Annotated in this window: 21 protein-coding genes; 12 read left to right on the top strand and 9 right to left on the bottom strand. The window is 63.8% G+C overall.

Annotated elements, in window-relative coordinates:
- Positions 1–2: 2 nt before the first annotated feature.
- Positions 3–326: a YbaK/EbsC family protein gene (locus tag ASC80_RS14465; protein WP_056298310.1), complete on the top strand. Its 324-nt coding sequence runs from the start codon at positions 3–5 to the stop codon at positions 324–326.
- Between the two features lie 9 nt (positions 327–335).
- Here ASC80_RS14465 and ASC80_RS14460 read toward each other — a convergent pair whose 3' ends face one another.
- Positions 336–962: a LexA family transcriptional regulator gene (locus ASC80_RS14460; protein ID WP_056298307.1), complete on the bottom strand. Its 627-nt coding sequence runs from the start codon at positions 960–962 to the stop codon at positions 336–338.
- A gap of 204 nt (positions 963–1166) precedes the next feature.
- Here ASC80_RS14460 and ASC80_RS14455 point away from each other — a divergent pair, with 204 nt between their 5' ends.
- Complete coding sequence (locus ASC80_RS14455; protein WP_056298303.1) at positions 1167–1511, top strand: DUF952 domain-containing protein; 345 nt, start codon at positions 1167–1169, stop codon at positions 1509–1511.
- The gene (locus ASC80_RS14450; protein ID WP_056298300.1) at positions 1508–2602 is read left to right on the top strand and encodes a quinone-dependent dihydroorotate dehydrogenase; all 1095 of its coding nucleotides are present in this window, start codon (positions 1508–1510) and stop codon (positions 2600–2602) included. Before ASC80_RS14455 ends, ASC80_RS14450 begins: the two co-directional genes overlap by 4 nt.
- A 16-nt stretch (positions 2603–2618) precedes the next feature.
- On the opposite strand, the gene ASC80_RS14445 is transcribed toward ASC80_RS14450, so the two are convergent.
- Together ASC80_RS14445 and ASC80_RS14440 are read right to left on the bottom strand one after the other, a co-directional pair.
- A complete protein-coding gene (locus ASC80_RS14445; protein WP_056298998.1) occupies positions 2619–3875 on the bottom strand; it encodes an MATE family efflux transporter in 1257 nt (418 codons plus the stop codon).
- A gap of 57 nt (positions 3876–3932) precedes the next feature.
- Positions 3933–4235, bottom strand: coding sequence for a DUF6460 domain-containing protein (locus ASC80_RS14440; protein ID WP_056298296.1), 303 nt, complete (start codon positions 4233–4235; stop codon positions 3933–3935).
- 190 nt (positions 4236–4425) lie between these two features.
- Here ASC80_RS14440 and ltnD point away from each other — a divergent pair, with 190 nt between their 5' ends.
- Genes ltnD through otnC form a run of 4 tightly spaced genes read left to right on the top strand, consistent with a single transcriptional unit; the run spans position 4426 to position 8080 of the window.
- On the top strand, positions 4426–5349 hold the full coding sequence (gene ltnD / locus ASC80_RS14435; RefSeq protein WP_056298294.1) for an L-threonate dehydrogenase: 924 nt from the start codon (positions 4426–4428) through the stop codon (positions 5347–5349).
- Between the two features lie 44 nt (positions 5350–5393).
- Positions 5394–6167 carry a 2-oxo-tetronate isomerase gene (gene otnI, locus ASC80_RS14430; RefSeq protein ID WP_056298291.1) on the top strand — a complete coding sequence of 258 codons (774 nt, stop codon included), beginning with the start codon at positions 5394–5396 and terminating at the stop codon, positions 6165–6167.
- Position 6168: 1 nt separating this feature from the next.
- Positions 6169–7434, top strand: coding sequence for a 3-oxo-tetronate kinase (otnK, locus tag ASC80_RS14425; RefSeq protein ID WP_056298287.1), 1266 nt, complete (start codon positions 6169–6171; stop codon positions 7432–7434).
- A gap of 7 nt (positions 7435–7441) precedes the next feature.
- Entirely contained in the window at positions 7442–8080 is a 639-nt protein-coding gene (gene otnC, locus ASC80_RS14420) for a 3-oxo-tetronate 4-phosphate decarboxylase (protein WP_056298285.1), read from the top strand.
- A 214-nt stretch (positions 8081–8294) separates the two neighbouring features.
- On the opposite strand, the gene ASC80_RS14415 is transcribed toward otnC, so the two are convergent.
- Positions 8295–9974 (bottom strand): cisplatin damage response ATP-dependent DNA ligase, encoded by a 1680-nt coding sequence (locus tag ASC80_RS14415; RefSeq protein ID WP_056298283.1) that lies wholly within the window; start codon positions 9972–9974, stop codon positions 8295–8297.
- Positions 9971–11005, bottom strand: a complete 1035-nt coding sequence (locus tag ASC80_RS14410; protein ID WP_056298282.1) for a ligase-associated DNA damage response exonuclease — start codon at positions 11003–11005, stop codon at positions 9971–9973. Before ASC80_RS14410 ends, ASC80_RS14415 begins: the two co-directional genes overlap by 4 nt.
- A 43-nt stretch (positions 11006–11048) precedes the next feature.
- On the opposite strand from ASC80_RS14410, the gene ASC80_RS14405 reads away from it, so the two are divergent.
- From ASC80_RS14405 to pdeM, 3 genes are all read left to right on the top strand, one after another.
- Positions 11049–11972 (top strand): class I SAM-dependent DNA methyltransferase, encoded by a 924-nt coding sequence (locus ASC80_RS14405; protein WP_056298279.1) that lies wholly within the window; start codon positions 11049–11051, stop codon positions 11970–11972.
- Between the two features lie 63 nt (positions 11973–12035).
- Positions 12036–14582: a ligase-associated DNA damage response DEXH box helicase gene (locus ASC80_RS14400; protein ID WP_056298997.1), complete on the top strand. Its 2547-nt coding sequence runs from the start codon at positions 12036–12038 to the stop codon at positions 14580–14582.
- A gap of 115 nt (positions 14583–14697) precedes the next feature.
- Positions 14698–15396: a ligase-associated DNA damage response endonuclease PdeM gene (gene pdeM, locus ASC80_RS14395; RefSeq protein WP_056298994.1), complete on the top strand. Its 699-nt coding sequence runs from the start codon at positions 14698–14700 to the stop codon at positions 15394–15396.
- A 148-nt stretch (positions 15397–15544) separates the two neighbouring features.
- Here the strand turns inward: pdeM and ASC80_RS14390 are convergent, their stop codons facing one another.
- Positions 15545–16408, bottom strand: a complete 864-nt coding sequence (locus ASC80_RS14390; RefSeq protein ID WP_056298278.1) for a LysR substrate-binding domain-containing protein — start codon at positions 16406–16408, stop codon at positions 15545–15547.
- Between the two features lie 97 nt (positions 16409–16505).
- Between ASC80_RS14390 and ASC80_RS14385 the strand changes: the two genes are divergently transcribed.
- Positions 16506–17426 (top strand): DMT family transporter, encoded by a 921-nt coding sequence (locus ASC80_RS14385; RefSeq protein WP_056298275.1) that lies wholly within the window; start codon positions 16506–16508, stop codon positions 17424–17426.
- 3 nt (positions 17427–17429) lie between these two features.
- Here the strand turns inward: ASC80_RS14385 and ASC80_RS14380 are convergent, their stop codons facing one another.
- The 3 genes from ASC80_RS14380 to ASC80_RS14370 all read right to left on the bottom strand — a co-directional run bounded on the left by ASC80_RS14380 (position 17430) and on the right by ASC80_RS14370 (position 22531).
- Entirely contained in the window at positions 17430–18215 is a 786-nt protein-coding gene (locus tag ASC80_RS14380; protein WP_056298270.1) for a TIGR02186 family protein, read from the bottom strand.
- Positions 18212–19138 (bottom strand): sulfite exporter TauE/SafE family protein, encoded by a 927-nt coding sequence (locus tag ASC80_RS14375; RefSeq protein ID WP_056298268.1) that lies wholly within the window; start codon positions 19136–19138, stop codon positions 18212–18214. Before ASC80_RS14375 ends, ASC80_RS14380 begins: the two co-directional genes overlap by 4 nt.
- 198 nt (positions 19139–19336) lie before the next feature.
- Positions 19337–22531, bottom strand: a complete 3195-nt coding sequence (locus tag ASC80_RS14370) for an SEL1-like repeat protein (RefSeq protein WP_056298265.1) — start codon at positions 22529–22531, stop codon at positions 19337–19339.
- A gap of 353 nt (positions 22532–22884) precedes the next feature.
- Here ASC80_RS14370 and ASC80_RS14365 point away from each other — a divergent pair, with 353 nt between their 5' ends.
- Entirely contained in the window at positions 22885–24675 is a 1791-nt protein-coding gene (locus ASC80_RS14365; RefSeq protein ID WP_056298262.1) for an acyl-CoA dehydrogenase C-terminal domain-containing protein, read from the top strand.
- Positions 24676–24686: the final 11 nt, after the last annotated feature.

Raw genomic sequence — 24686 nt, 5'->3', positions numbered from 1 at the left:
GCATGTCCAAGGTGACGCGCGCGACGAAGATGCTGGAGCAGGCGGGTATCGCCTTCTCGGTGCATAGCTACGCGTATGACGGCAATGCCGACCGGATCGGCCTGCAGGCGGCCGAAGCACTCGGCGAGGCACCCTCGCGTGTGCTGAAGTCGCTGATGGCGCTGGTCGATGGCAAGCCGGTCTGCGTGATCGTTCCCTCTGACTGCGAAGTGTCGATGAAGAAGCTCGCGGCGGCCAATGGCGGGCAGCGTGGATTGCAGGTGCGGCTCGATCCGCGCGAGGCGGCCAAGGTGCTGAACGCGGTTGTCGTGTCGCTGGTGGCTTGACGCGGCGCGTTACTGGCTCGCCCACACGATGCGCGCGATCCATTCCACCTCGGCGGTCGGCAGCGTTCGATCGGTATGGGCGGGATTGAGCGATTGCAGTTCGATCACCTTCTGCGTCCGCCGCCGCAGTTCCTTGACCATCACTTCGCCGGCCTTGGTCTTGACGACGACGCGATCGCCGCGCCGGATCGGCGCACCGGGTGACACCACGATGACATCGCCGTCGCGATAGGTCGGCTTCATCGAGTCGCCGGAGATTTCCAGCGCATAGGCGTGCTCGTCGTTCACCGACGGCAGTCCGACTTCATCCCAGCCCTTGCCGACCGGAAAACCGCCATCGTCGAAATAGCCGCCGCTGCCGGCTTCCGCGAATCCGAGCAGCGGCACAGCCTGCACTGCGCGCGCCGAATTCTCGATGTACTGCACGAACGAGTCGATGCTGACGCCGGTGGCGGCCAGCGCCTTGGCGACCGACTCGGTCGAAGGCCAGCGTTCGCGTCCGTCGGACGTGATGCGCTTCGACTTGTTGAAGGTGGTGGGATCGAGCCCGGCGCGCTTGGCGAGCGCTGAGGGCGACAATCCGGCGCGGGCCGCGAGGCGGTCGAGCGCATTCCAGATCTGGTCATGTGTCAGCATGGGAGGCCGAAAGCTGGTCCGGCGACCGGCCGGGAGGTGAATTTTGTCAGCAAGCTAGGAATTATTACCTTGACGGGGCGATTTCCGCAATCGGCGCAATGGCCGCAAGCTCGCTCTTGAAGTGGACCGGGACCGCCGATACGGTTCGCCCGCGACGTTCCAAAAATCGCAACAAATCCAATAACTAGCGGGAATCGCCGGTCCGTGACCACGATTTACAAGATTTGCCCGGCCCCGGCCTGGCGCGAGGCCGAGCGACAGGGCGTGTACCGCGGCAGTGTCGACGATGCCCGTGACGGCTTCATTCATTTTTCCACGGCGGCGCAGGTGGCTGGCACCGCGGCGAAGCATTTCGCTGGCCAGACCGGACTGTTTCTGGTGGCGGTTGATGCGCAGGCCCTGGGCAAGGCACTGGTCTGGGAACCGTCGCGCGGCGGCGATCTGTTTCCGCATCTTTACGGCGATCTCGACCTTGGCGCGGTGACCGGCGTGACGGAACTGACCGCACACGCCGACGGGTCGCACGCGATTCCGGAGCTGGCGCCGTGATCCGGATGTTCGACGCTTTCACCTTGCCGCTGCTGCGGTGTTTCGATCCGGAAGATGCCCATCGGCTTGCGATCAACGGATTGCGGATGTTGCCGATGACGAAGGCGCGTCCCGACGATCCCAAACTCGCGGTCCGCGCTTTCGGGCTGAATTTTCCCAATCCGATCGGCATGGCCGCGGGTTTCGACAAGAGCGCCGAAGTGCCGGATGCGTTGCTGCGGCTGGGATTCGGCTTTGTCGAAATCGGATCGGTCACGCCGCTGCCGCAGGCCGGCAATCCGCGGCCGCGCCTGTTCCGGCTGGAGCAGGATTCCGGGATCATCAACCGGATGGGATTCAACAATGACGGCGGCGACGTGGTGCTGCGGCGGCTGGCGATGCGTGCGAATCTTGGTGGCATCGTCGGCGTCAACATCGGTGCCAACAAGGACTCAGCCGACCGGACGGCCGATTACGTCAAACTGATCGAACTGCTCGCTCCGGTGGCGAGCTATTTCACCGTCAATGTTTCGTCACCCAACACGCCGGGCCTGCGCAATTTGCAGCAGTCGGCGGCGCTCGACGATTTGTTGGCGCGAGTGATCGAGGCGCGTGAACGGGTCCGGGTTAATGCCGGCGATTCGCCGGTGCTGCTCAAGATCGCGCCGGATCTGACCTTGCAGGAGCTCGACGATGTGGTTCACGTCGCGCGCGCGCGCGGTGTCGACGGCATGATCGTCGCCAACACCACACTGGCGCGGCCGTCGACATTGCGTGAGCAGGCAAAAGCGAAGGAGCAGGGCGGGCTCTCCGGCCGGCCGCTGCTGCGGCTGTCGACCCGCATGGTGGCCGAAACCTATGTCCGCGCGGAGGGCAAGTTTCCGCTGATCGGCGTTGGCGGTATCGACACCGGAGGCGCGGCATTGATGAAAATCCGTGCCGGTGCCAGCCTGGTCCAGCTCTATTCGTCGCTGGTCTACAAGGGCCTCGGACTGGTCGACGACATCAAGGCGGATCTGGTGTCCACGCTGCTGCGGACCGGACGCGACTCGCTGTCGGAAATCGTCGGCGCGGATGCGGCGCAGATCACCGCGGAGGACTGGCCGGTCTGACCCGGCCCTGCGACGATCAGCGAAACGTCGCGCGCATCAATGCGGGGCAGCGCACGGCCTGCAACAGTCCGCGCGCTATCAGGAACGTCAGCAGCGCTGCCCACAGGCCGTTGTTGCCAAGCGGCTGCAACAGCCACCAGACGGCGAGATAGATCGCGAACGATGCGATCATCAGGTTGCGCATCGCCGCTGTCCACGTCGCGCCGATATAAATTCCGTCGTAACTATAGGCCATGACGCCGCACACCGGCGCCAGCGCGGCCAGCCACATGAAATCGCGCGCCGCGCTGCGAACCTCCGGACTGGTGGTGATGAGATCAATCAGCGGCGCACCGGCCAATGTCAGGATCAGTGTCACGGCAAGGCCGAATACGAATCCCCACGCGGTCACCAGCCGGACCGCCTGAAGGAAGCCGGTCTTGTCGCGCGCGCCGACACTGCGGCCGCAGAGCTGTTCGGCGGCCGTCGCAAGACCGTCGAGAAAGAACGAACCGATCAGAATGAAATTGTTCAGTACGGCATTGGCGGCGAGGACGTCGTCCCCGGCGCGTGCGCCTTGCGCGGTGAAGAACAGGAAGGCTGCGATCAGCGCCGCGGTCCGGATCATGATGTCGCGATTGACCGCGAGCATATGGAAAAGTTTTTCACGGTCGAACAGCAATGCGGCGGGGACGCCGATTCGGCCGCCGAGGTTGCGCCACGCCACGATCGCGCCGGCGGCAAAGCCCGTTGCTTCCGCCATCACGGCGGCGATCGCGGCACCGGCGATACCGAAGTCCGCTCCGAGCACCAGCCAGGCGGTCAGCGCCATGTTGGTGACATTGATGAGGACCTGGAGCGCGAGCGCGGTGGGGGTTCGCGCCTGGCCGATCAGCCAGCCGAGCATCACGTAGTTGGCCAGCACGAACGGCGCTGACCAGATGCGAATCGTGAAATAAGTCTGGGCCGCGCCGGTGACGGCGTCGCTACCGCCCATCAGAGCGAGGAGCCCCGATCCGAGCGGGACATGAACGGCGATGTTCGCAAGGCCGATGACCGCGGCGATCAGGACCGCGCGCGCCAGCGTCGCCCGTATCTCGACCGCGTCATGCGCGCCCACGGCCTGCGCGGTGAAGGCCACTGTGCCCATGCGCAGGAAGCCGAACAGCCAGAACACGCAGTCGAAAATGATCGAGGCGACCGCCACGCCGCCGAGCAGATGCGGTTCGCCCAGCCGGCCGACAGCCGCCGTCGCCACGATGCCGAGAAACGGTGTCGTGAGGTTGGCCAGCATCGCCGGGGCGGCGATGGCGAAAACCCGCCCCGTCGTCACTTCATAAGGTTTGCTCAATCAGCGCGGCCGGTTGGCGCCGAACAACCGCGAGATCAGCCAGATAGGCACCACGATGACGGCGCCGAGCAGGAAGTAGCGCCACAGGCCGTTAATGGCGTCGAAGCCCAGATTCCAGATCCATTCGAACAGCCGGCGGATGCTGGCGACGATGTTCCACGGGTCGAAGCCGATCGCGGCCAGCACGACGCCGACGAGGATCGACATCGCGATCAGGCGCAACAGCACGCCCATCGGCGAACCGCCGAGAAAACGGGACCACTGGTCGTCCCGCGCGGGCAATTCTCTCACGTCGTCCGGCATTCCCGTCTCCTGGCATTGGTGCGCTGCACGCACCCTATCACGCAAGTGGTGGGAAAACGAATAAACGTCAAGCATCGCACCAGCGCGGGCGGGGGATTTTGTCCGCTTTGCGCGGCGCTGGCATTGTCGTCGCGGGAGGAGTTAAACTGTCTCGCAACGTCCCTCCTTCTGCGCTGCGAGATTTCAGGAAATGGCCAGTTCTTCTCACGTTCCGCCGAAAATGGCGGTCATCGGGCTTGGTTCTATGGGGTACGGCATGGCCGTGTCCCTGCGGCGGAAAGGCTTTGACGTCGGCGCCTATGACGTGCGGCCGGAGGTGGCAGCGCGGTTCGCCGCCGAGCATGGCGGGCAGGCGGCGGCTTCGGCGCGGGAGGCTGTTAAAGGCGCCGACATCGTCGTGGTTGTGGTGGTCAACGCCGACCAGACCGAGCAGGTGCTGTTCGGAGCCGACGGCGTTGCGGAGGCGATGACGAAAGGCGCGGCGATCATGTCGTGCGCGACGATGGCGCCGGAACGTGCGCGTGCGCTGGCGGCATCTGCCGAGGCGAAGGGGCTTCTCTTTATTGACTCCCCGATCAGCGGCGGTGCGCAGCGCGCGGCCGAAGGCGCTCTGACGGTGCTGGCGTCGGGCGCACCAGCGGCAATGGCCAAGGTTGAGCCGGCACTCGCCGCGATGGCCGCGAACATCTATCGCCTCGGCGACGAGCCGGGCATCGGTGCGTCGTTCAAGATGGTCAATCAGCTGCTCGCCGGCGTGCACATCGCGGCAGCTTCCGAAGCGCTGGTGTTCGCCAAACGGCTCGGGCTCGATATCGCCAAGGTGTATGAGGTGATCACCGCATCGGCCGGTAATTCCTGGATGTTCGAAAACCGGATGCCGCACGTGCTGGACGGCGACTACGCTCCGCGCAGCGCTGTGGAAATCTTCACCAAGGATCTCGGCATCATCAATGACATGTCGCGGTCGCAGAAATTCCCGACGCCGATTGCCTCATCCGCGTTGCAGATGTTCCTGATGACGGCGGCGGCCGGCATGGCGAAGGACGACGATTCGTCGGTGGCGCGGCTTTACGCGCAAGTCACCGGCGTGGAGTTGCCCGCGAAAAAGAACTGAAAAGAAAAGCTCAATAATAAAAAGCCGAAGGAAGGATTCGCCAGATGCCGCGTTTTGCCGCCAATCTCTCGATGATGTTCACCGAGGTGCCGTTTCTCGATCGCTTCGGTGCTGCGGCGGACGCCGGCTTCGATGCTGTCGAGTTTCTGTTTCCCTACGATCACAAGCCGGACGAGATCGCGGCGCGGCTGAAGCAGCACAAGCTCGAACAGGCGCTGTTCAACTGCCCGCCCGGCAACTGGGAAGGCGGCGAGCGCGGACTGGCGGCGTTCCCGGCGCGGCGCGCCGAATTCGAGGCCTCGATCGATACCGCACTGGTGTATGCGAAAGCGACCGGCGTGAAGCGCCTGCATGTGATGGCCGGCATCGCGCAAGCCGGCGATCCGGCGGCGAAGTCGGCTTACGAGAGCGCGGTCCTGTTCGCCTGCGACAAGGCGCAGGCAGCGAGCCTCGATATCGTGATCGAGCCGATCAACCCGCGCGACGTGCCGGGATACTTCCTCAACAATTTCGACGTCGCTGCCGAGATCGTGAAGCGGCTCAATCGCCCCAATCTCAAACTGCAGTTCGATATCTATCATCGCCAGATCATTCATGGCGACGTAATTCGCGGACTGGAGGCAATGATGCCGATCATCGGTCATATTCAGACCGCCTCGGTGCCGGGCCGCAACGAGCCGGGCACCGGCGAACTGGACGACGCGCGTGTGTTCGCGACCCTTGATCGCCTCGGCTACAAAGGTTTTGTCGGCTGCGAGTACCGTCCTGCAGGGGAAACCAAAGCGGGGCTGACCTGGTTCACCCGCGCGAGGGCCTGACATGCTGCTCGGGTGCATTGCCGACGATCTCACCGGCGCGACCGATCTGGCGCTGATGCTGACGCGCGAAGGATTGCGCACGGTGCAATCCACCGGTCTGCCACCGGCAAATCTCGATGTGTCGGAGGTCGATGCCGTCGTGGTGGCGCTGAAATCGCGCACCATCGTTGCGGCGGACGCGGTGACGCAATCGCTCGATGCGGCAAAGGTGCTGCGCAAGCTCGGCGCGCAGCGGCTGTTCTTCAAATACTGCTCGACCTTCGATTCGACCGACAAGGGTAATATCGGGCCGGTGGCGGAGGCGTTGCTCGGCTTCGTCGGTGGCGGCGCGACCATTGCCTGCCCGGCATTTCCGAAAGCCGGCCGCACCATTTATGCCGGAAATCTGTTCGTCAACGGTGTGCCGCTCAACGAAAGTCCGATGAAGGATCATCCACTGACGCCGATGCGCGATGCCAATCTGGTGCGCGTGCTTCAGCGGCAGACGGCGCTGCCGGTCGGACTGCTGGCTTACGATGCGGTGGAGGCGGGTGCAGATACGCTGCGCGCGGCATTCGACCAAAAATCGTCGTCTGAAAAAATCTTCATCGTCGATGCGGTGGCGGACGTGCATCTGCGGACCATCGGCGCAGCGCTGGCGCATCTGCCGCTGATCACCGGCGGCTCCGGCGTCGCGATGGGACTGCCGGCGGCCTATCTTGACGCTAGCCTGATCGCGAAACTGACGCCGCCACCGACGCAGATGGCGGCGCCGAAAGGACGGCAGGCGATTCTGGCGGGCTCGTGCTCAGCGGCGACACGCGGGCAGGTGAAGGCAGCGATCGACGCCGGCGTACCGCATCTGCGGATCGATCCGCTGTCGGTCGCGGACGGTGTGCAAACCAAAGATCAGGCGCTGCAATGGATCGATGCGCAGCCAGAGGACAAGCCGTTTCTGGTTTATTCCAGCGACGATCCGGATGCGGTGCGCCAAGTGCAGGAACGTCTCGGCCGCGACAAGGCCGGCACACTGATTGAGCACCTGCTCGGCGAGATCGCGGCGGCGCTACCGGAACGTGGCGTGACGCGCCTGATCGTTGCGGGCGGCGAGACGTCGGGTGCGGTGGTGCAGGCACTGGGTGCCGACGTGCTGACGATTGGCCCGGAGATCGATCCCGGCGTGCCATGGACCCGCAGCATCGCCGGCATCGACATGGCGCTGGCATTGAAGTCTGGCAATTTTGGCGCGGAAGATTTCTTCCTGAAAGCATGGGATCGGCTATCGTGAGCGCACCATGACCGAGACTACAATCCGCGAAAAAATCTGCCGCACCGGCGCATCGCTATTCCAGCGCGGGCTGACTTTCGGCTCCACCGGCAACATTTCGGTGCGCCTGCCGGATGGCGGCTGGCTGATGACGCCGACCAACGCGTCGCTCGGCGATCTCGATCCGGCGAGGTTGTCGAAGCTCGATGCCGCGGGCAAACTCATGAGCGGCGATGCGCCGACCAAGGAAGCTTTCCTGCATCGTGCGATGTACGGCCAGCGCGACGAGGCCCGCGCGGTGGTGCATCTTCATTCGACCCACTCGGTGGCGGTGTCATGCTTGCACGGCATCGACCATCACGATTGTCTGCCGCCGCTTACCGCTTACTATGTGATGCGCGTCGGCCGCCTGCCGCTGGTGCCGTATTATCCGCCGGGCGACGATCAGCTCGCGCGCGGGGTCGAAAAGCTCGCTGGCGACCATCATGCGGTGCTGTTGTCCAATCATGGGCCGGTAGTCGCGGGTACCTCGCTCGAAAACGCGACCTACGCCACCGAAGAGCTCGAGGAAACCGCGCGGTTGTTTCTGCTGTTGCAGGACAAGAAGACGCGACCGCTGACGCCGGAGCAGGTCGAGGAATTGCGGGCCAGGCACAAACTGTGGTGATGCGTTCACTCGCTGTGAAAGTATATGTTTGTCGTGGACGGGCATAGCCGTTCGAAGAACGGCGTTGCTTTCGCTCGCCTATGTCCCGGCCATCCCGATTCGTGAGGCACACTGCGACCCCCAAGCGGGATGCCCGGCACAAGGCCGGGCATGACATTGTGCAAAAGCGCAAGCGCTTCCGTATGAGATATTTGTCGCCGTTGTGTCGGCGATCTCAATCCTTCGCGATCTCCAGTTCGCCGTCCGGCGTTTCGCTCTCTGCCTTCAGCATCCGTTCCAGCGTTTCCAGCCGGTCGGCCTCACCGGGCGGCTTGTCCCAGCGCAGGCGATTGATCCGCGGAAAGCGCATCGCGACGCCGGATTTATGCCGCGTCGAACGTGCTAATCCTTCGAAGGCCACTTCAAACACCAGTCCCTGATCCGGTTCGTGCACCACGTGGCGGACGGGTCCGAATTTCTCGCTGGTATTACGGCGGACGAAGCGGTCGATCTGGATCAGTTCGTCATCGGTAAATCCGAAATAAGCCTTGCCGACCGGCACGAGCTGGTCGCCGTCGTCGCCTGTCGTCCAGACGCCGAAAGTGTAATCGGAATAATATGACGAGCGCTTGCCGTGGCCGCGCTGCGCGTACATCAAAACCGCGTCGATGATGTGCGGATCGCGCTTCCACTTCCACCATTGGCCCTTCGGCCGGCCCGGCAGATAGGGCGTGTCACGGCGCTTCAGCATCACGCCTTCGACCGCCTCAGCGTCCTCGCCTGCACCGGCCTTCTTCGGGTCGGCGCGTGCGGCGGTTAAATCTGTCCACGTCGTGAACGGCACAGTGGGTGAAAGGTCGATACGCGGATCGTTGAGATTTGCGATGAACGTCTCGAGCCGCGCGCGGCGCTGCTCAAAGGGAAGCGTGCGCAAATCATCAGCGCCATCGTCAAGCAGATCGTAGGCGCGCAGATGGATCGGGTAGTCCTTCATCAGCTTCGGCGTCACGGTCTTGCGGTTGAGGCGCTGCTGCAGCACGTTGAAGGTTTGCACACGGCCGTCGCGCAGCACCAGCAATTCGCCGTCGATCGCGCCGGGCAGGCGTAGCGATGGCGCCAGATCGGGAAAGCTCTTGGTGATGTCCTCGCCGGTGCGTGAATAAAGCCGCGCGACGATGTCGCCATGCTCATTGCGGCCGCTGACCGCCTGCACGCGGATGCCGTCCCATTTCCATTCGGCGATGAAGTCCTTTGGATCGAGCGACGCGAAATCCGTTTCTTCGATGGCATGCGCGAGCATTACGGGGCGAAACGGCGCGGGATCAAGATTGACGGGCTGGTCGGCACGGCCTTCGAGCCAGGCGAACAGATCGAGATAGGGCGGCTTCAATCCCGGCCAGATCAGTTCGACGTCGTGGGCGTCCTTGCCGCCGAGCGCTGCTGCCGCCGTCTTGGCGAGCCGCGCCGAGACGCCGATGCGCAGACCGCCCGTGACGAGTTTGAGCAAGGCCCAGCGTCCGGTTTCATCAAGCTCGTCGAGCCAGCGCGCGAGCTGTGCCGGCATCTCGGTCTTGCCGAGTGTATTCAGCGTGATGACGACCTCGGTGAGGGTCGGAGGCGGTGGAGAGTTGGTTTTGCGTGCATCCGTCGGCCACATCAACGCGACGGTTTCCGACAGGTCGCCGACATAATCATAGGACAACGCAAACAACACCGGATCGGCGCGCGCGGCAATCAGATCGCGGATCAGTGCCGGCTTGGCGTGGCGGAACGACAGCGCCCCAGTCAGCGCCGCCAGCGCGTAACCGCGATCCGGGTCTTCGACCTCGCGAAAATAATTCACGATCAGCCGCAGCTTGTTGTTGCGGCCGGGTTCATACGCCAGACGATCGAGCAGTTGCGCGAAGCGGTTCATGCGCCGGTCTCACCCGGCGTCAGCGCGGCCTCATCTTCGTCGCCATACCCGACGAGGTCGAGCGGGCGCGCTTTAAGGCCCTTGCTCTGGCACCAATGGACCAGCGCGTCTTCCTGTCCGTGGGTGACCCAGATTTCTCCGGCGCCGGTTGCGTCGATGGTGGCGGTGAGCCCGTCCCAGTCGGCGTGGTCGGAAATCACCAGCGGCAGTTCGATTCCCTTCTGTCGCGCGCGGGCGCGGACCCGCATCCAGCCGGACGCGAAAGCTGCCACGGGATCGGGAAACCGCCGCGTCCAGATGTCGGTGATGGCGGCCGGAGGAGCAAGTGTGATGGTTCCGGCCAGATCGGCCTTTGTCATGCCTTTCGCCATCCGCAATTCGCCCAGCCTGATGCCGCAGGCCTCGTAGTAGCGGGTGATCTTCTCCATCGCGCCGTGAAGATAGATCGGTGCGTCGTATCCGGCAGCGCGGATCAGCGCGATGACGCGCTGCGCCTTTCCGAGCGAGTAAGCGCCGACCAGATGGGCGCGTTCGGGAAACAGCGCCACCGAATCGAGGAGCTTTGCGATCTCGCCGTCAGGGTCGCTGTGGCGGAACACCGGCAAGCCGAACGTCGCCTCGGTGATGAACACATCGCATGGCACCACTTCAAAGGGCGCGCAGGTCGGGTCCGGCGTGTCCTTGTAGTCGCCGGAGGCGACGATGCGGGTATTGCCGTTCGTCACTGCGATCTGCGCCGAGCCGAGCACGTGACCGGCCGGATGAAAGGTAGCGGTGACGTCGCCGAGCCTGACGGTTTCGCCATAGGCAACGGCCTGGGTGCTGCCGGCGAAATTGTCGCCGTAGCGCAACCGCATCATGTCCAGGGTTTCCTGGGTCGCCAGCACCGCGCCGTGGCCGGGCCGGGCATGATCGGAATGGCCATGGGTGATCAGCGCCCGCTCCACGGGGCGAACCGGGTCGATATGGAAGCCACCGGGCGGGCAACAAAGACCGGCCCCGACAGGTTTGAGGATGGCGTGCGGACGCATCTTCGCTATATAGGTGGGCGTTCACCTCATTCGAGCCCACCCCATGGCAGCCCCGCTATTCTTGTCGTCCGGCGATCTGATCGCAGACCGGCGTTACGACTTTGCGCGGGATTTTCAGCTTAGGGGCGATATCGCCGCCGCCGCCGATCTGATGGCGCAGGCGGTGGAGCTGGCGCCTCGCTTCGCGTCGGCTTGGTTCGCGCTCGGCGAACTGCGGGAAAAGCTCGGCGAGTGCAATGGCGCGATCGACGCCTATCGCTATGCCTGCGCGGCCGAACCGGAGGACCGGCATGGTGCCAAGCTGCGGCTGATGCGGCTCGGTGCGCTGGAACTCTCGGAGATGCCGCCGGACTATGTGCGGACGCTGTTCGACCAGTATGCGCCCCGCTTCGACAAGGCGCTGATCGGCGAACTGAACTATCGCGGCCCGGAGATATTGCTGAAGGCGGTGCTCAGCATCTTCCATGGCACTGGCCGCCCGGCTTCCTTCAAGCGGGCGGCTGACCTCGGATGTGGAACGGGCCTCGCGGCCCGCGAATTCGTCGCGAATGTCGACGAGTTCATCGGCGTCGATCTGTCGCCGGGAATGATTGAAGAAGCACGCACCACCGGCCTTTATACAAGGCTCGATGTTGCCGACATGGTGCAGGGATTGCGCGCCGAGCCGAACGCCAGTGTCGATCTTGTCCTTGCCGCCGATGCGGTGAACTACCTGCGCGATCTTGCGCCGCTCATGACGGAAGCCGCGCGCGTCCTGCGGCCCGGCGGCATTTTCGCCTTCACCACGGAAACCCATGGCGGCTCCGGTGTCATTCTGGGTGCCGGTCTGCGCTATTGCCATGCCCCGGATTATCTCCGCGACCAGATTGCGGCGGCGGGTCTTGAGCTATGCAGCCTGTCTGCGGCCTCAACCCGCACCGAACATCACGAGCCGGTTCCCGGCCTAGTGGTGGTGGCACGCAGGTAAGGCCTCGACCTCTTCGATCACACACCCTACCTTCGCGATGTGGATGCGACCGACCAACTGATCATGCCCTCGCAATTGCCCGAGAGTTTCGCGCGCTGGTTTGCGGCGCGCGGCTGGGCGCCGCGCGTGCACCAGCTCGAACTGTTGCAAAAGGCCCGTGACAATCGCTCGGCGTTGCTGATCGCGCCGACCGGCGCGGGCAAGACGCTGGCCGGATTTCTGCCGACGCTGGTGGAATTGGGGTTTCCGCCCAAAGCGGGCACCGCGAAAACTAAAACGCTTCTGTCGACTGGCCGGGGCGTGACGCAGGCGCGCGGTCTCCACACTCTCTACATCTCGCCCTTGAAGGCGCTCGCGGTCGATATTGCCCGCAACCTTGAGCGGCCGATCACCGACATGAATCTGCCGATCCGGGTCGAAACCCGCACCGGCGATACCCCGGCGTCTCGGCGGCAACGCCAGCGTCGCTATCCGCCGGACATCATGCTGACCACGCCGGAGCAACTCGCGCTGCTGCTGTCCTCTGACGATGCGCCATTCATGTTTTCGTCTCTCAAACGGATTGTACTCGACGAACTGCACGCGCTGGTGACGTCGAAGCGTGGCGATCTGCTCGCGCTGGGACTGGCGCGGTTGTGGAAGCTGGCGCCGCAGGTGACGACAATCGGACTGTCCGCGACCGTCGCTGAACCGGCCGATCTGCGGCGCTATTTGGTGCCGCAAACTCAAGACAGCATCAGTATGGCCGATCTCGTGGTGGCCGACGCCGGCGCGGCGCCGATCGTGGAGATGCTTGATACCCGCGAGCGGCTGCCGTGGGCAGGACATATGGCGCGCCATGCGCTCGGTGAAATCTACGATCTGATCAAGCGAAACAAGACCTCGCTGATTTTCGTCAACACCCGCGCGCAGGCGGAAATGCTGTTTCAGGACCTGTGGCGCATGAACGACTACGGCCTTGCCATCGCCCTGCATCACGGCTCGCTCGATGTCGCGCAGCGGCGCAAGGTCGAAGATGCGATGGCGGCGGGAAAACTGCGCGGCGTGGTCTGCACCTCATCGCTCGATCTCGGCATCGACTGGGGCGATATCGATCTCGTTATCAATGTCGGGGCGCCGAAAGGCGCCTCGCGCATGATGCAACGGATCGGCCGCGCCAATCATCGGCTGGACGAGCCGTCGCGTGCGGTGATGGTCCCGGCCAACCGTTTCGAAGTTCTGGAATGCCGCGCCGCGATCGACGCTGTTGCGGAGAACGCGCAGGATACGCCGCCGCTGCGCACCGGCGCGCTCGACGTGCTGGCACAGCACGTGCTGGGCTGCGCCTGCGGCGCGCCGTTCCTCGCCGACGAACTTTACGATGAAGTGCGCACCGCTGCGCCTTACACGGACCTGCCGCGCACCGATTTCGATGACGTGATCGATTTCGTCGCCACCGGCGGCTATGCGTTGAAAAGTTACGAACGGTTTGCACGTATCAAGCAGGACAAGAATGGCCGCTGGCGGGTAGCGAATCCGAAAGTGCGCCAGAGTTATCGTCTCAACGTCGGCACCATCGTCGAGGAGCCGATGCTCAAGGTGAAGCTGGTCCGCTCGCGGCGCAGCGGTTCGGGCTCGACCGGCGCATTGGCGCGAGGCGGCCGAATGCTCGGCCAGATCGAGGAGTACTTTATCGAAGGACTGGTGGTCGGCGACACGTTCGTGTTCGGCGGCGAAGTGGTGCGCTACGAGGCACTGGCCGAGGATCAGGTTTATGTGTCGCGTGCCAACAATGCGGATGCCAAGGTGCCGTCCTATATGGGCGGCAAGTTTCCGCTCTCGACCTATCTGGCCGAGCGCGTGCGTCTGATGCTGGCGGATCGTCGCGCATGGCAAGGGTTGCCCGATCAGGTTCGCGAATGGCTGTCGCTGCAGGCGCATTTTTCACGGATACCGGGTCCGCGTGAACTTGTGGTCGAAACCTTTCCGCGCGCCAATAAGCATTATCTCGTCTGCTATCCGTTCGAAGGGCGCCTTGCGCATCAGACGCTCGGTATGCTGCTGACCCGGCGGCTCGAGCGTGCCGGGGCGCGGCCGCTGGGATTTGTCGCCAACGAATATGCGCTGGCGGTGTGGAGCCTCGGCGACATGTCATCGATGATCCGGCAAGGGCGGCTCAATCTCGACGCGTTGTTCGATCCCGACATGCTGGGCGACGATCTTGAGGCGTGGCTCGCCGAGTCGGCGCTGATGAAGCGCACGTTCCGCACCTGCGCCGTCATCTCCGGCCTGATTGCCCGGCGATTCACCGGCGAGGAAAAGTCGCGGCGGCAGGTGCTGTTCTCCACCGATCTTATTTACGACGTTCTGCACAAGCACCAGCCGGATCACGTGCTGTTGCGCGCCGCGCGTGCCGACGCCGCCACCGGACTGCTGGATTTGCGGCGGCTCAGCGATATGCTGGTGCGAATCAAGTCCCATGTGATGCATCGGGAACTCGATCACGTCTCACCGCTGGCGGTGCCGGTGATGCTGGAAATCGGCCGCGAACAGGTTTATGGCGAGGCCTCGGACGAGTTGCTGGCGGAAGCTGCTGAGGAACTTGTGCAAGAGGCGATGACGCGAGACTAGAGATGCATTGGGCTTGCTCTGAATCTCCTGTGTGGTCATGGCCGGGATTGTCCCGGCCGTCCACGTCTTGTCGTTATTTACAAGGAAGACGTGGATGCCCGGCACGAGGCCGGGCATGACGGATACAGTGCTAGCCGCACGTCATGAGACACGCCTTCTGTCGGTCGCAGGCGTCGATTTTGTCGTCGATCTGTCCGGCGCATTCTACTGGCACGACGAACACCTGCTGATCGTCTCCGACCTGCATCTCGAAAAGGGATCGAGTTTTGCCATGCGGGGCGTGCTGCTGCCGCCGTTCGACACCGCGGCGACGCTGACGCGCCTCGGTGCCGCGATCGCGCGCCACAACCCGCGCCGTGTGATTGCGCTTGGCGACAGCTTTCACGATGGCGATGCCCATCAGCGGCTTTCACCACAGGATCGCGGTACGTTGTCCGCCCTTCAGGCGGGCCGCGACTGGATCTGGATTTCCGGCAATCACGATCCGGCGCTGCCGCGCGAGATCGGAGGCACGGTTGCTGAGGACGTTGCCATCGGTCCCATTGTATTCCGCCACGAGCCGACCGGCGTGGCTGGTGAAATCGCCGGTCATCTTCATCCCAAGGCGCGGGTGACGACGCGTGGGCGTTCGGTCGAGCGGCGCTGTTTCGCCAGTGACGGCGAACGGGCCATCATGCCGGCATTCGGAGCTTACACCGGTGGTTTGAGTATTCGCGATGCAGCCTTCGCCGCCATTTTCCGGACGCTCGAATTCACCGCACATGTGCTCGGCGACCGGCGCGTGCATACGATTGCCGCCGCGCGGTGTTATTAGGCGCACATTGTAACCAGATCCTCATGGCGAGAAGGCGTTGGCGCCATCTCGAACCATGAGTCCCAATCCTCATCCTTCGAGACGCGACGAAGACGTCGCTCCTCAGGATGAGGATTGATTATGGTCTAACCGGTGCGGTTCTGGAGTCTTACGCTGCCTTCGCCTGCACTTCGTTACAGAATTCGGCCAACCGCTCAGCCAGCCGCAGTGTTGCCGGGCTGGCGCCGGGCGCCGCGACCAGCGCAACCTCGGTCCTGTCGATCGGCGCGAAGCCGTCCTTGGCCGTCAACGTGCGGTGATCATTCTGGATCGCAATGTCCGGCAGGATGCTGAGGCCCAGTCCCGCCGCGACGGCGGCCTGAATGCCCGACAGCGATGAACTCGTATAGGCCATGTGCCATGCACGGCCGGCCGATTCGATCGCGTGGATCGCGCGGGCGCGATAGAGACAGCCGGTCGGGAAGAAGATCAGCGGCACCGAATGGGCCTTGGTGTCGATCGGGTTGGTCTTGCTGGTGACCCAATGAACGCGCTCCGGCCACACCGCGATGCCGCCTTTTTCGCCGGCATCGCGCTTGAGCAGCGCGAGGTCGAGTTCGCCGCGCTCCAGATCGCGCCGCAAATATTTGCTCTGGTCGGCGCGAACGTCGAGGCGCAGGCCCGGCCGTGACCGGGCAAATCGTGCGAGCAGTTTGGTCAGGCGATAGGCGGCGAAATCTTCCGGAATGCCAAGCCGCACCGCGCCCTCGCTCGACGGCCGCGCCAGCACATCGCGTGCTTCTTCCGCCAGCGACAGAATCCGCCGTGCATAGGATAACAGCCGCTCGCCGTCCTCGGTCGGGGTGATGGTCTTGCCGTTGCGATTGAGAAGGACGCGACCGAAATCGTCTTCCAGTCGCTTGATCTGCTGGCTGACGGTCGATTGCGTGCGGTGAACGCGCTCGCTGGCACGGGTAAACCCGCCGGCATCGACCACGGCTACGAAACTGCGCAGCAAGTCGAGATCGAGCATTGCAGCACCTATTTACTTTTCCACTGAGTTTGATTTTATCATTTAATTTCCAAATAGCAAGGCGGGAGCCTAGATCAGGGGCGAAGGAGATCATCCCATGACCCTCGCTGTTCCCGTGGCCGCGCCTCGCGCCCGGACCAATCTCATGCCGCTGTATGTCGTGGCATTCTGTCTGATCTGGAGTGCGTGTTTCGTTGCCGGCAAGATCGGTGTCACCGATTGCCCGCCGCTGATCCTGCTCACCGCGCGCTTTCTGGTTGCGGGCGTGCTGATCCTCGGCTTTTGCGCATTCCGTCGCAGCGAATGGAATCTGTCGCGACGCGACGTCGCCGCTTTCGCGGTGATCGGCGTCGCCAACAATGCGCTTTATCTCGGGCTTGGCTATGTCGGCCTGCAAACGATTTCGGCCGGGCTGAACGCGCTGATCGTCAGCGCCAATCCGGTGTTCACCGCGGTGCTGGCGGCCGCGTTTCTTGGCGAGCAGATCACCTGGCGCAAGGTTTCCGGTCTGTTGCTCGGTGTTGCCGGTGTGGCATGGATCGTGGCCGACCGTATGGCGGCGGGCAGTGATAGTCCGGTCGGCATCGCGTTCTCGGTAGGTGCGCTGCTGTCGATCGTGGCGGGTACGATCCTGTTCAAGGTGCTGGCGCCGAAGGGCAGCCTTCTGATCGGCAGCGGCGTCCAGAGCATCGCCGGTGGTCTCGCGGTAGCGCCGTTCGCCTTTTTGCTCTCGAGCGTCAGCGACATCGTGCCGAGTGCACGGCTCGTGGGCGCGTTCCTGTTCCTGGTTATTCTGGGATCGATCGTCGCCTATGTGTTGTGGTTTCATCTGCTGACGGAGCTCGGTGCGACGGCCGCGAGTGCCTATCACTTCCTGATGCCGCCACTCGGCATGCTATTCGGATGGGCCATTCTCGGTGAGCATGTCGCCACGCGCGATCTGCTTGGCATCGTGCCGGTGGCGCTCGGGATCTATCTGGTGACGCGGTCGGCAAGGCCGAAATCGGTATTGCAATAGAAGTCAGTCGCGCCGGAACACCACCGAGCCGAGCCATCCGGTCATCAGCGCCATCATCGCCGTGGCGATGCCATAGAGCCAGCCATGGTGATGAGCGGAGTTGGCAATGAACTGCTCGAAGCCGACCTTGACGATCTCGAACGCGGTTTCCGTTTTCGCCACCAGAACGCCGCTGGCAAGCAGTTTGATGTCGACCTGATAGGTGCCGATGGGAACGGCTGCCGGAAGCGGAATTCCGGTACGGAACAGTGTCGGGGTCAGAAATGTCACCGCGCCCGGACTCTCGCGATAGAGAGCGTGCTCGGAACGCAGCCGGATGAATGCGCTGCGGAACGGATCGGTCGGCACCACGTCGGCGTAGTCGGGGCCGATGCGTTGTGTCAGCGTCACATTAAGGAGACCAAGCTGCAAACGCCGCAGGACATCGGGGCTCGCGATGGCACTGACCGGCCGGTTGGCGAAAATGCCGAGATAGGCCGGCACTTCGATGAAGTCGCGCGATTCCCGATTGACCCAGATGCCAAGAACGCGCTGCTTGCGGCGTGTCACCATGTTGGCGCGGGGGCCGCTCACTGTGACCACGATGTCGTAATTGGGCGGCGGGGTTTGCGCCGTCTTTCCATCGCGTTCGACCGAGCCGAACAGCACCAGCTCTTCACCGGAATAATTGGGCGTGACCGTCACACGGTGGTTCGACACCGAGACGATCAGCTTTTCGGCATGGGCAGCCGTCCAGGCCGCGGGTACGAGCAGGAGGCAGGCAAACAGCAGGACCAAGCGATACGTCATTGGCCTGCTCGCAGTTCACCGATCGAAAAAAGATCTGTCGGCTGGATCACCAGTTCCACGGCGAAACGGATGCCGACCGACAGGATCAGCAGCCCGAGCAACAACCGCAAATGTTCACCACGGATCCTCTGTCCCGCACGGGTCCCGAATTGCGCGCCCATGACGCCGCCGACCATCAGCACCAGCGCCAGCACAGCGTCCACCAACTGGTCGGTTATGGCATGCAGCAGGGTCGCAAACACCATCGTGAACAGCGTCAGCACCATCGCGGTACCGATCACGGTGCCGGTCGGAATGCGCAGCACATAGATCATGATCGGGATCAGCAGGAAGCTGCCGCCGACGCCCATAATGGCGCCGAGAAAACCGATGAACAGTCCGATGCCGACAACCGGAATCACGGACAGATACATCTTGGATCGCTTGAAGCGCATCTTCAGCGGCATGCTGAGGATCCAGCCTTGCGCGCGGGCACGGCGGGTCAGCGTCGTGGTCTTGCTCTTGAGGCGCAATATCGCGCGGGTGCCTTCCCAGAACATCAGGCTGCCGACCACGGTCAGCAGCACGACGTAGGAGAGCGCGATAATCAGGTCGAGTTGTCCGAGCGAGCGCAGAAGCGCGAACAGCCAGACGCCCGTTGCGGTGCCGATGATGCCGCCGCAGCCAAGGATCGCGGCCATCATCGGATCGATGGCGCGCCGCCGCCAATACGCCAGCGCGCCGGAGAACGACGATGCCGCCATGTGGCTCGGGACCGATGCGACCGCGACCGCCGGCGAGATGCCGATGAAGATCAACAGCGGCGTCATCAGGAAGCCGCCGCCGATTCCGAACATGCCGGACACGAATCCGACCGCAGCCCCGAGCGCGAGGATCAGGAAGACGTTGACTGGAATGTCGGCGATCGGAAGAAACAACTGCACGCGCGTCGACTTCTGTTCTTGCGCGAGACACAGAGCGCCCCTCGCGGCATGGGCATTGGCCGCGACGCTTGATCTGCGGGGGTCATGCGCCGCGCTTCTGCTTAGCCGAAATCGCCTGCGGGTGGGTTAAAGATTCGATGATCGCGCGGATTTTTGCCGTCTGCCGATCACGATGCGCGGAATGGTGAATGATTGTGCTTAACGCGCCGCGCTTTTCTTGGCTGAAGCGGGCTTTGCGGCGCTTTTGCGCGGCGAGGCATCCCAGCCGCCGGCCGGAGCCGAGACATTCACGGCATCGTCAGGCTGTTTCTCGGGTGTGAAGGTCTGGATCGCCAGCTTGGCGGCAGCGAGGGACTGGGAATCGAGTCGCTTTGCAACGTCATCGCGTTTGCGGCCGGCGTCGGTATCGCCATGGGCTGCGGCGAGGCTGAACCATTTGAAGGATTCGGCGAGGTTTTGTTCGACGCCGATGCCCCGGGCGTAGAGGATTCCAAGGTTGAACTGGCTGTCGGCGACACCGCGTTCGGCAGCCTTCCGGAACCATTCCGAGGCGGCCTTGTAGTTCGGGCCCCTGTTGCCGCCATCGGCCTCGATGACGGCCAGATTGTGCATCGCCTTGGCGTTGCCGCGCTCGGCAGCCTGCAGGTAGTAACGCTTGGCTGCAATCATGTCCTTGGTGGTGCCGAGGCCCTTTTCATGAAGGGTGCCGAGCCGGAACATCGCCGGCACGACGTCGCCCTGCGCCGCGCGGTCATACCATTTGGCGGCTTCGGTGTAATTTGCCGCGACACCTTTGCCATCGGCATAACGCAGTCCGATTTCGTAGGCAGCGCGCGGGTCGCCTTTCAGTGCCGCAGCGCGCAGCACCGGGCCGCCGATCGCCTCGGGCAACTGATCGGTCACGGCAGCCTGGGTCGATGCCGGCGAGGCTGGAGCGTCGCTGGAGGAGTTGTGCGGCGTTGTAATCGAGCCGGTCACGTCAGACAGGGCGGCGGGCGCCGAATCGGGCGGCGGCAGATAAGGCACCGGCGGGGCGGTCATCGATTGCTTGCCGATCGGCGTCGGCGAGGTCATCGACGGCGCTTCGGATCGCGGCTGTTGCGGCGTCTCGTCCTGCTTCGGCGCGTCGCTCTGCGGCGCGGGAGCACCAGCCGGCGGCTGCACGCTGGTTTCGACAGCGGGCTCCGACCTCATCGGATCGCCGCTGGCGAGCAGGTTCATTCCCATCTTCACAGTGCCGAGAACGATGACGACGACGCTTGCCCCAACCAGCAACGCGCGGATCTTCGAAGCGACCGGCGATGACGCGGTGGTGGGCGCCTTTGCGGCCGCGCGCGCGGCGTCGTTCAGCGCGGTCACCCGGTTCGGCTTGTCTGTGGCGGGCGCGGCTGCTGCGGCCTGGGCTGCGCGGCGTGCGGCCTGAATGAAATTCGTCGATGTGATCGGCTCGAGCGGCGGCGTCTTGATTTCGCTCAGCGCGATCTCGGAGGCGGCGATGCGCTCGGCCGGGCTCGGCCCGCCCCGGCCCTGCTGCAACCGGGTGCCCGGTTCGAGCGGATGATCGGGCGGCAGATCCGGATCGATCGGCAGCCGCGCCGCCGGTGCAGGGCGGGCAGCCGGGGCTGGGATTGCCGTGGCGTCGGTCGTGTCATAGCGAGCCGCCGGGATCACGACGTCTTTCATCGACGGCGTATCGGCAGCCGGGCGTTGTGTCGGAAAAACCTGAGCCTGCGCGGGATTCGGCAATTCAGGGCGTGGCTGCGGCGCCATTGCGCGCGGCGCGGCTTGAGGGCGCGATGCTGCGGGTGGGGGCGAGGCCGGACGCATGGCTTCGGACGGAGCCTGCGAGGCGCGTGCGGTTCGCAGGTCGCCTTCGATATGGGCAAGGCGATCGACCACGTGACCGAGCGTGTTGTGAACGACTTCGAGCGAGTCCTGGGTGCGGCGATCGGTTTCCGACTGGCTGTAGCGCAGGTCGGACAGCTCCCGCTTGATGGTGTCGACAAGAGCCGGGTCCATCATCGCCGGGCCGGGCGACATGGCTTGGGCATCGGACGCGCGCTGCTCCTGCAGCAGGCGCAACACCTCCGACAAACCTTGTTCGATCTGTCCGAGATTTCCGGGCCGCGCCTCGGTCATCTCGAGGCGTTCGAGCAGATGAGCGACGCGCTGTTCGACATGGCTGAAGGTCGCGGCACTGTCATTGCCGACCTGCAGATTGTCGAGGCGGTCGGAAATGGTCCGCACCGCGTTGTCGAAATAGCTGGAATCTCCGGCCGGTTGCCGCTCGCGCTGTTCGAGCGCGGAGGTCAGCACCGCAATGCGCTGCTCGAGCGCCGACAGGATGTCGGCGTTGCCCGCGGACTGCGAAAGCTGGTCGACCTTGGCGGAGAGCGCGCGCACGTCACCGGCAAGCTGCCCCAGCGCCTCGTTCGAGGCGACGTTGGCGACGATGGCGCGCAGGGCCGCAATCGCTTCTTCGAGCTGATTGATAGTGCCGGGATCGCTGCTCGAACGCACGATCGAGTCGATCTTGCCGCCGAGATTGCGGATTGCCTCGTCGAAGCCAGCCAGCTGTTCGGCCGGCGTCAGCGTGCGCAGCGCGCCGTAGATTTCACTCAGCGCACGCTCGATTCCGGCCAGCGCGTTGCTGTCGATGCCGGTATGGCGGGTCTCATCGATCCTGCGGCCGAGCGAGCGGATTTCACCTTCGAGCGATTCGATCGCCTGCCGCGGCAGCGCTTCGGTGATGGCCTGACGGATTTTAGCGAGTTCGCTGCGGAAGGCCTCAATGGATTGCTCGATGCCGTCGGGACGGCGCAACGTCTGGATCTGGCTGGTGATGTCCGAGAGCTGGCGTTCCAGGCCGGAAAAATCCACCGCCAGCGCGGCCGGGGTGTCGATCGGGGCGACAAAGCTCGGTGGCGGCATCTGGGCTGTGGCGCGTTGCGAAGCCGCGCCATTCAGTTCGCCCTGTCGCGCGATGATCTCGGCGATCGAGAATTCCATCTGCGGGTTTTGCGGCGGACTGAGCGGCGGCGACGCCTGCCACGTGGGCTCGCGCGATGGCTGGACCGGGCGTTGATTCGTGATCTGCGACAGCCGGGCGTCGAGCCGGGAAATCGCGTCATTGAGCTGCCGGGCGACGCCGGGCTCGTTACGCGGCGCGTTGGTCATGGGCTGCGAAATCAGCTCGACCTGCCGGGCGATGGCGTCCAGCCGGCTATGGATTTCAGCGACGTCCTGAGCCTCCCGGGGCGCCGGATCGCGGCCACCAACGGCAGAATTCATCCAATCATTCAATGACATACCGGAACGGCGCGCGGCGGCTTCCGCCCTTTCCCGGACAGACGGTTCGATTCCGTCAACGCTCCACTGTCCGTGCGATGTCATGCTTTGGTCCGGTTTGGCGACCGGCTCTTTGCCGGACGCTTCAGCCGCCCGCGTCTCGTTGAAGAGACAAACAAATTTCCACGCGGGTCGTCTGGTTACGGCCCTGACTTTTCAATGTTACGGTAAACAACGGGTTAAGGCGGCCCGGCGCGCGGCCGAAAAGTTAATGCCGGGACATTTTATTTCGCCCCCGCCTGAAGCTGCTCAATTTTTCGCGCGCGGGCCGGTCATGTTGCCGCACTTGCTGCCCGACGATGGCTTTTGGTCGTAAGCTCCGGCCGAACGGAATTGCCGCACCGCAAAAAAGTCTCTAGTGAGGTTCCGCTTTCTGTTCCGCCAGCCGAGAGGACGTCATGCCGATCTATAAAGCGCCTGTGGAAGACATCACCTTCCTGCTCAACGACGTTTTCCAGATCGACCGCTACGACAATCTGCCCGGCTTCAGCGACGCCTCGGCCGATGTGCGCGAGGCGATTTTGCAAGAAGCCGCAAAGTTCAGCGAGCAAGTGCTTCAGCCGCTGAACCACACCGGCGACCTCGAAGGCTGCACCCGCCACGACGACGGCCGGGTCACCACGCCGAAAGGTTTCAGGGACGCATTCAAGCAACTGGCCGAAGGCGGCTGGCTCGGCCTGTCGGGGCCGCAGGAATTTGGCGGTCAGGGACTGCCGGTGACATTGTCGCAGTCGGTCAACGAGTTTCTGATCTCCGCCAACATGGCGTTCTCGATGTACGGCGGGCTCACCATGGGCGCGATGGCGGCGCTGCTGGTTCACGGCTCCGACGAGCAGAAGAAGACGTTCGTGCCGCGCATGATGACCGGCGAGTGGGCCGGCACCATGAACCTGACCGAGCCGCATTGCGGCACCGATCTTGGTCTGATGCGCACCAAGGCGGTGAAGGAGGCCGACGGCACCTACAAGATTTCCGGCACCAAGATCTTCATCTCCGGCGGCGAGCAGGATCTCACTGAAAACATTGTGCATCTGGTTTTGGCGCACATCGAAGGCGCACCGGCCGGCATCAAGGGCGTGTCGCTGTTCGTGGTGCCGAAGCGGACGATCAATGCCGATGGATCGCCCGGTGCGCCGAACGGCGTGTCGTGCGGTTCGATTGAGCACAAGATGGGCATTCACGGCAATTCGACCTGCGTGATGAATTTCGACAACGCAGTCGGCACGCTGGTCGGCGAAGAAAACAAGGGCATGGCGGCGATGTTCGTCATGATGAACGAAGCGCGGCTCGGCGTTGGCGTGCAGGGCCTCGCGCAATCGGAAGTCGCTTATCAGAACGCCGCGGCCTATGCGAAGGAGCGCCTGCAGGGCCGCGCACTGACCGGGTCGGTCGCCAAGGACAAGCCGGCCGACCCGATCATCGTGCATCCGGACGTGCGGCGCACGCTGCTGTCGATCCGCGCCTTCAATGAAGCGGCGCGCGCGCTGGTGGTGTGGACGTCGTTGAAAAGTGATCTCGCGCATCGCTCCGACGATCCGAAGGAACGTGCGGCCGCAGACGACCACATGGGCCTGCTGACGCCGGTGATCAAAGGCGTGCTGACCGACATGGGTTTTGCCAATGCGGTTTCGGCGCAGCAGATGTTCGGCGGTCATGGCTACATCGTCGAGACGGGCGCTGAGCAGTTCGTTCGCGATGCGCGCATTGCGATGATTTATGAAGGCGCCAATGGCATTCAGGCGCTCGATCTGGTCGGCCGCAAGCTCGCGCGCGATGGCGGCCGGGCGCTGACCTCCTTCTTCAACGAGGTCGCGGCCTTCGCCAAGGACAATGCGGCGGACGAGGCGATGAAGCCTTATCTCGCGCCGCTGGATGTAGCGGTGAAGCATTTGCAGCAGGCGACGATGTGGCTGATGCAGAATGCGATGGCCAAGCCGGACAACGCCGGCGCGGCATCCACCGATTACATGCATCTCTTCGGTCTGGTCGCGCTCGGCTACATGTGGGCGCGGATGGCGAAAGTCGCGCAGGACAAGATTGCGAGCGCGGGCGAGCAGCCCTACCTCAAGGCCAAGCTCGTCACTGGAAAATTCTTCATGGAGCGGATGCTGCCGGAGACCGCGCTGCGCCTGTCGCGGATTCAGGCCGGTGCCGGCTCGGTCATGGAGCTGCCGGCCGAGGCTTTCTAGATTTTCTGATT

Source organism: Afipia sp. Root123D2 (assembly GCF_001425835.1).
Lineage (GTDB): Bacteria > Pseudomonadota > Alphaproteobacteria > Rhizobiales > Xanthobacteraceae > Afipia.
This window is presented reverse-complemented; position numbering and strand designations above follow the sequence as displayed.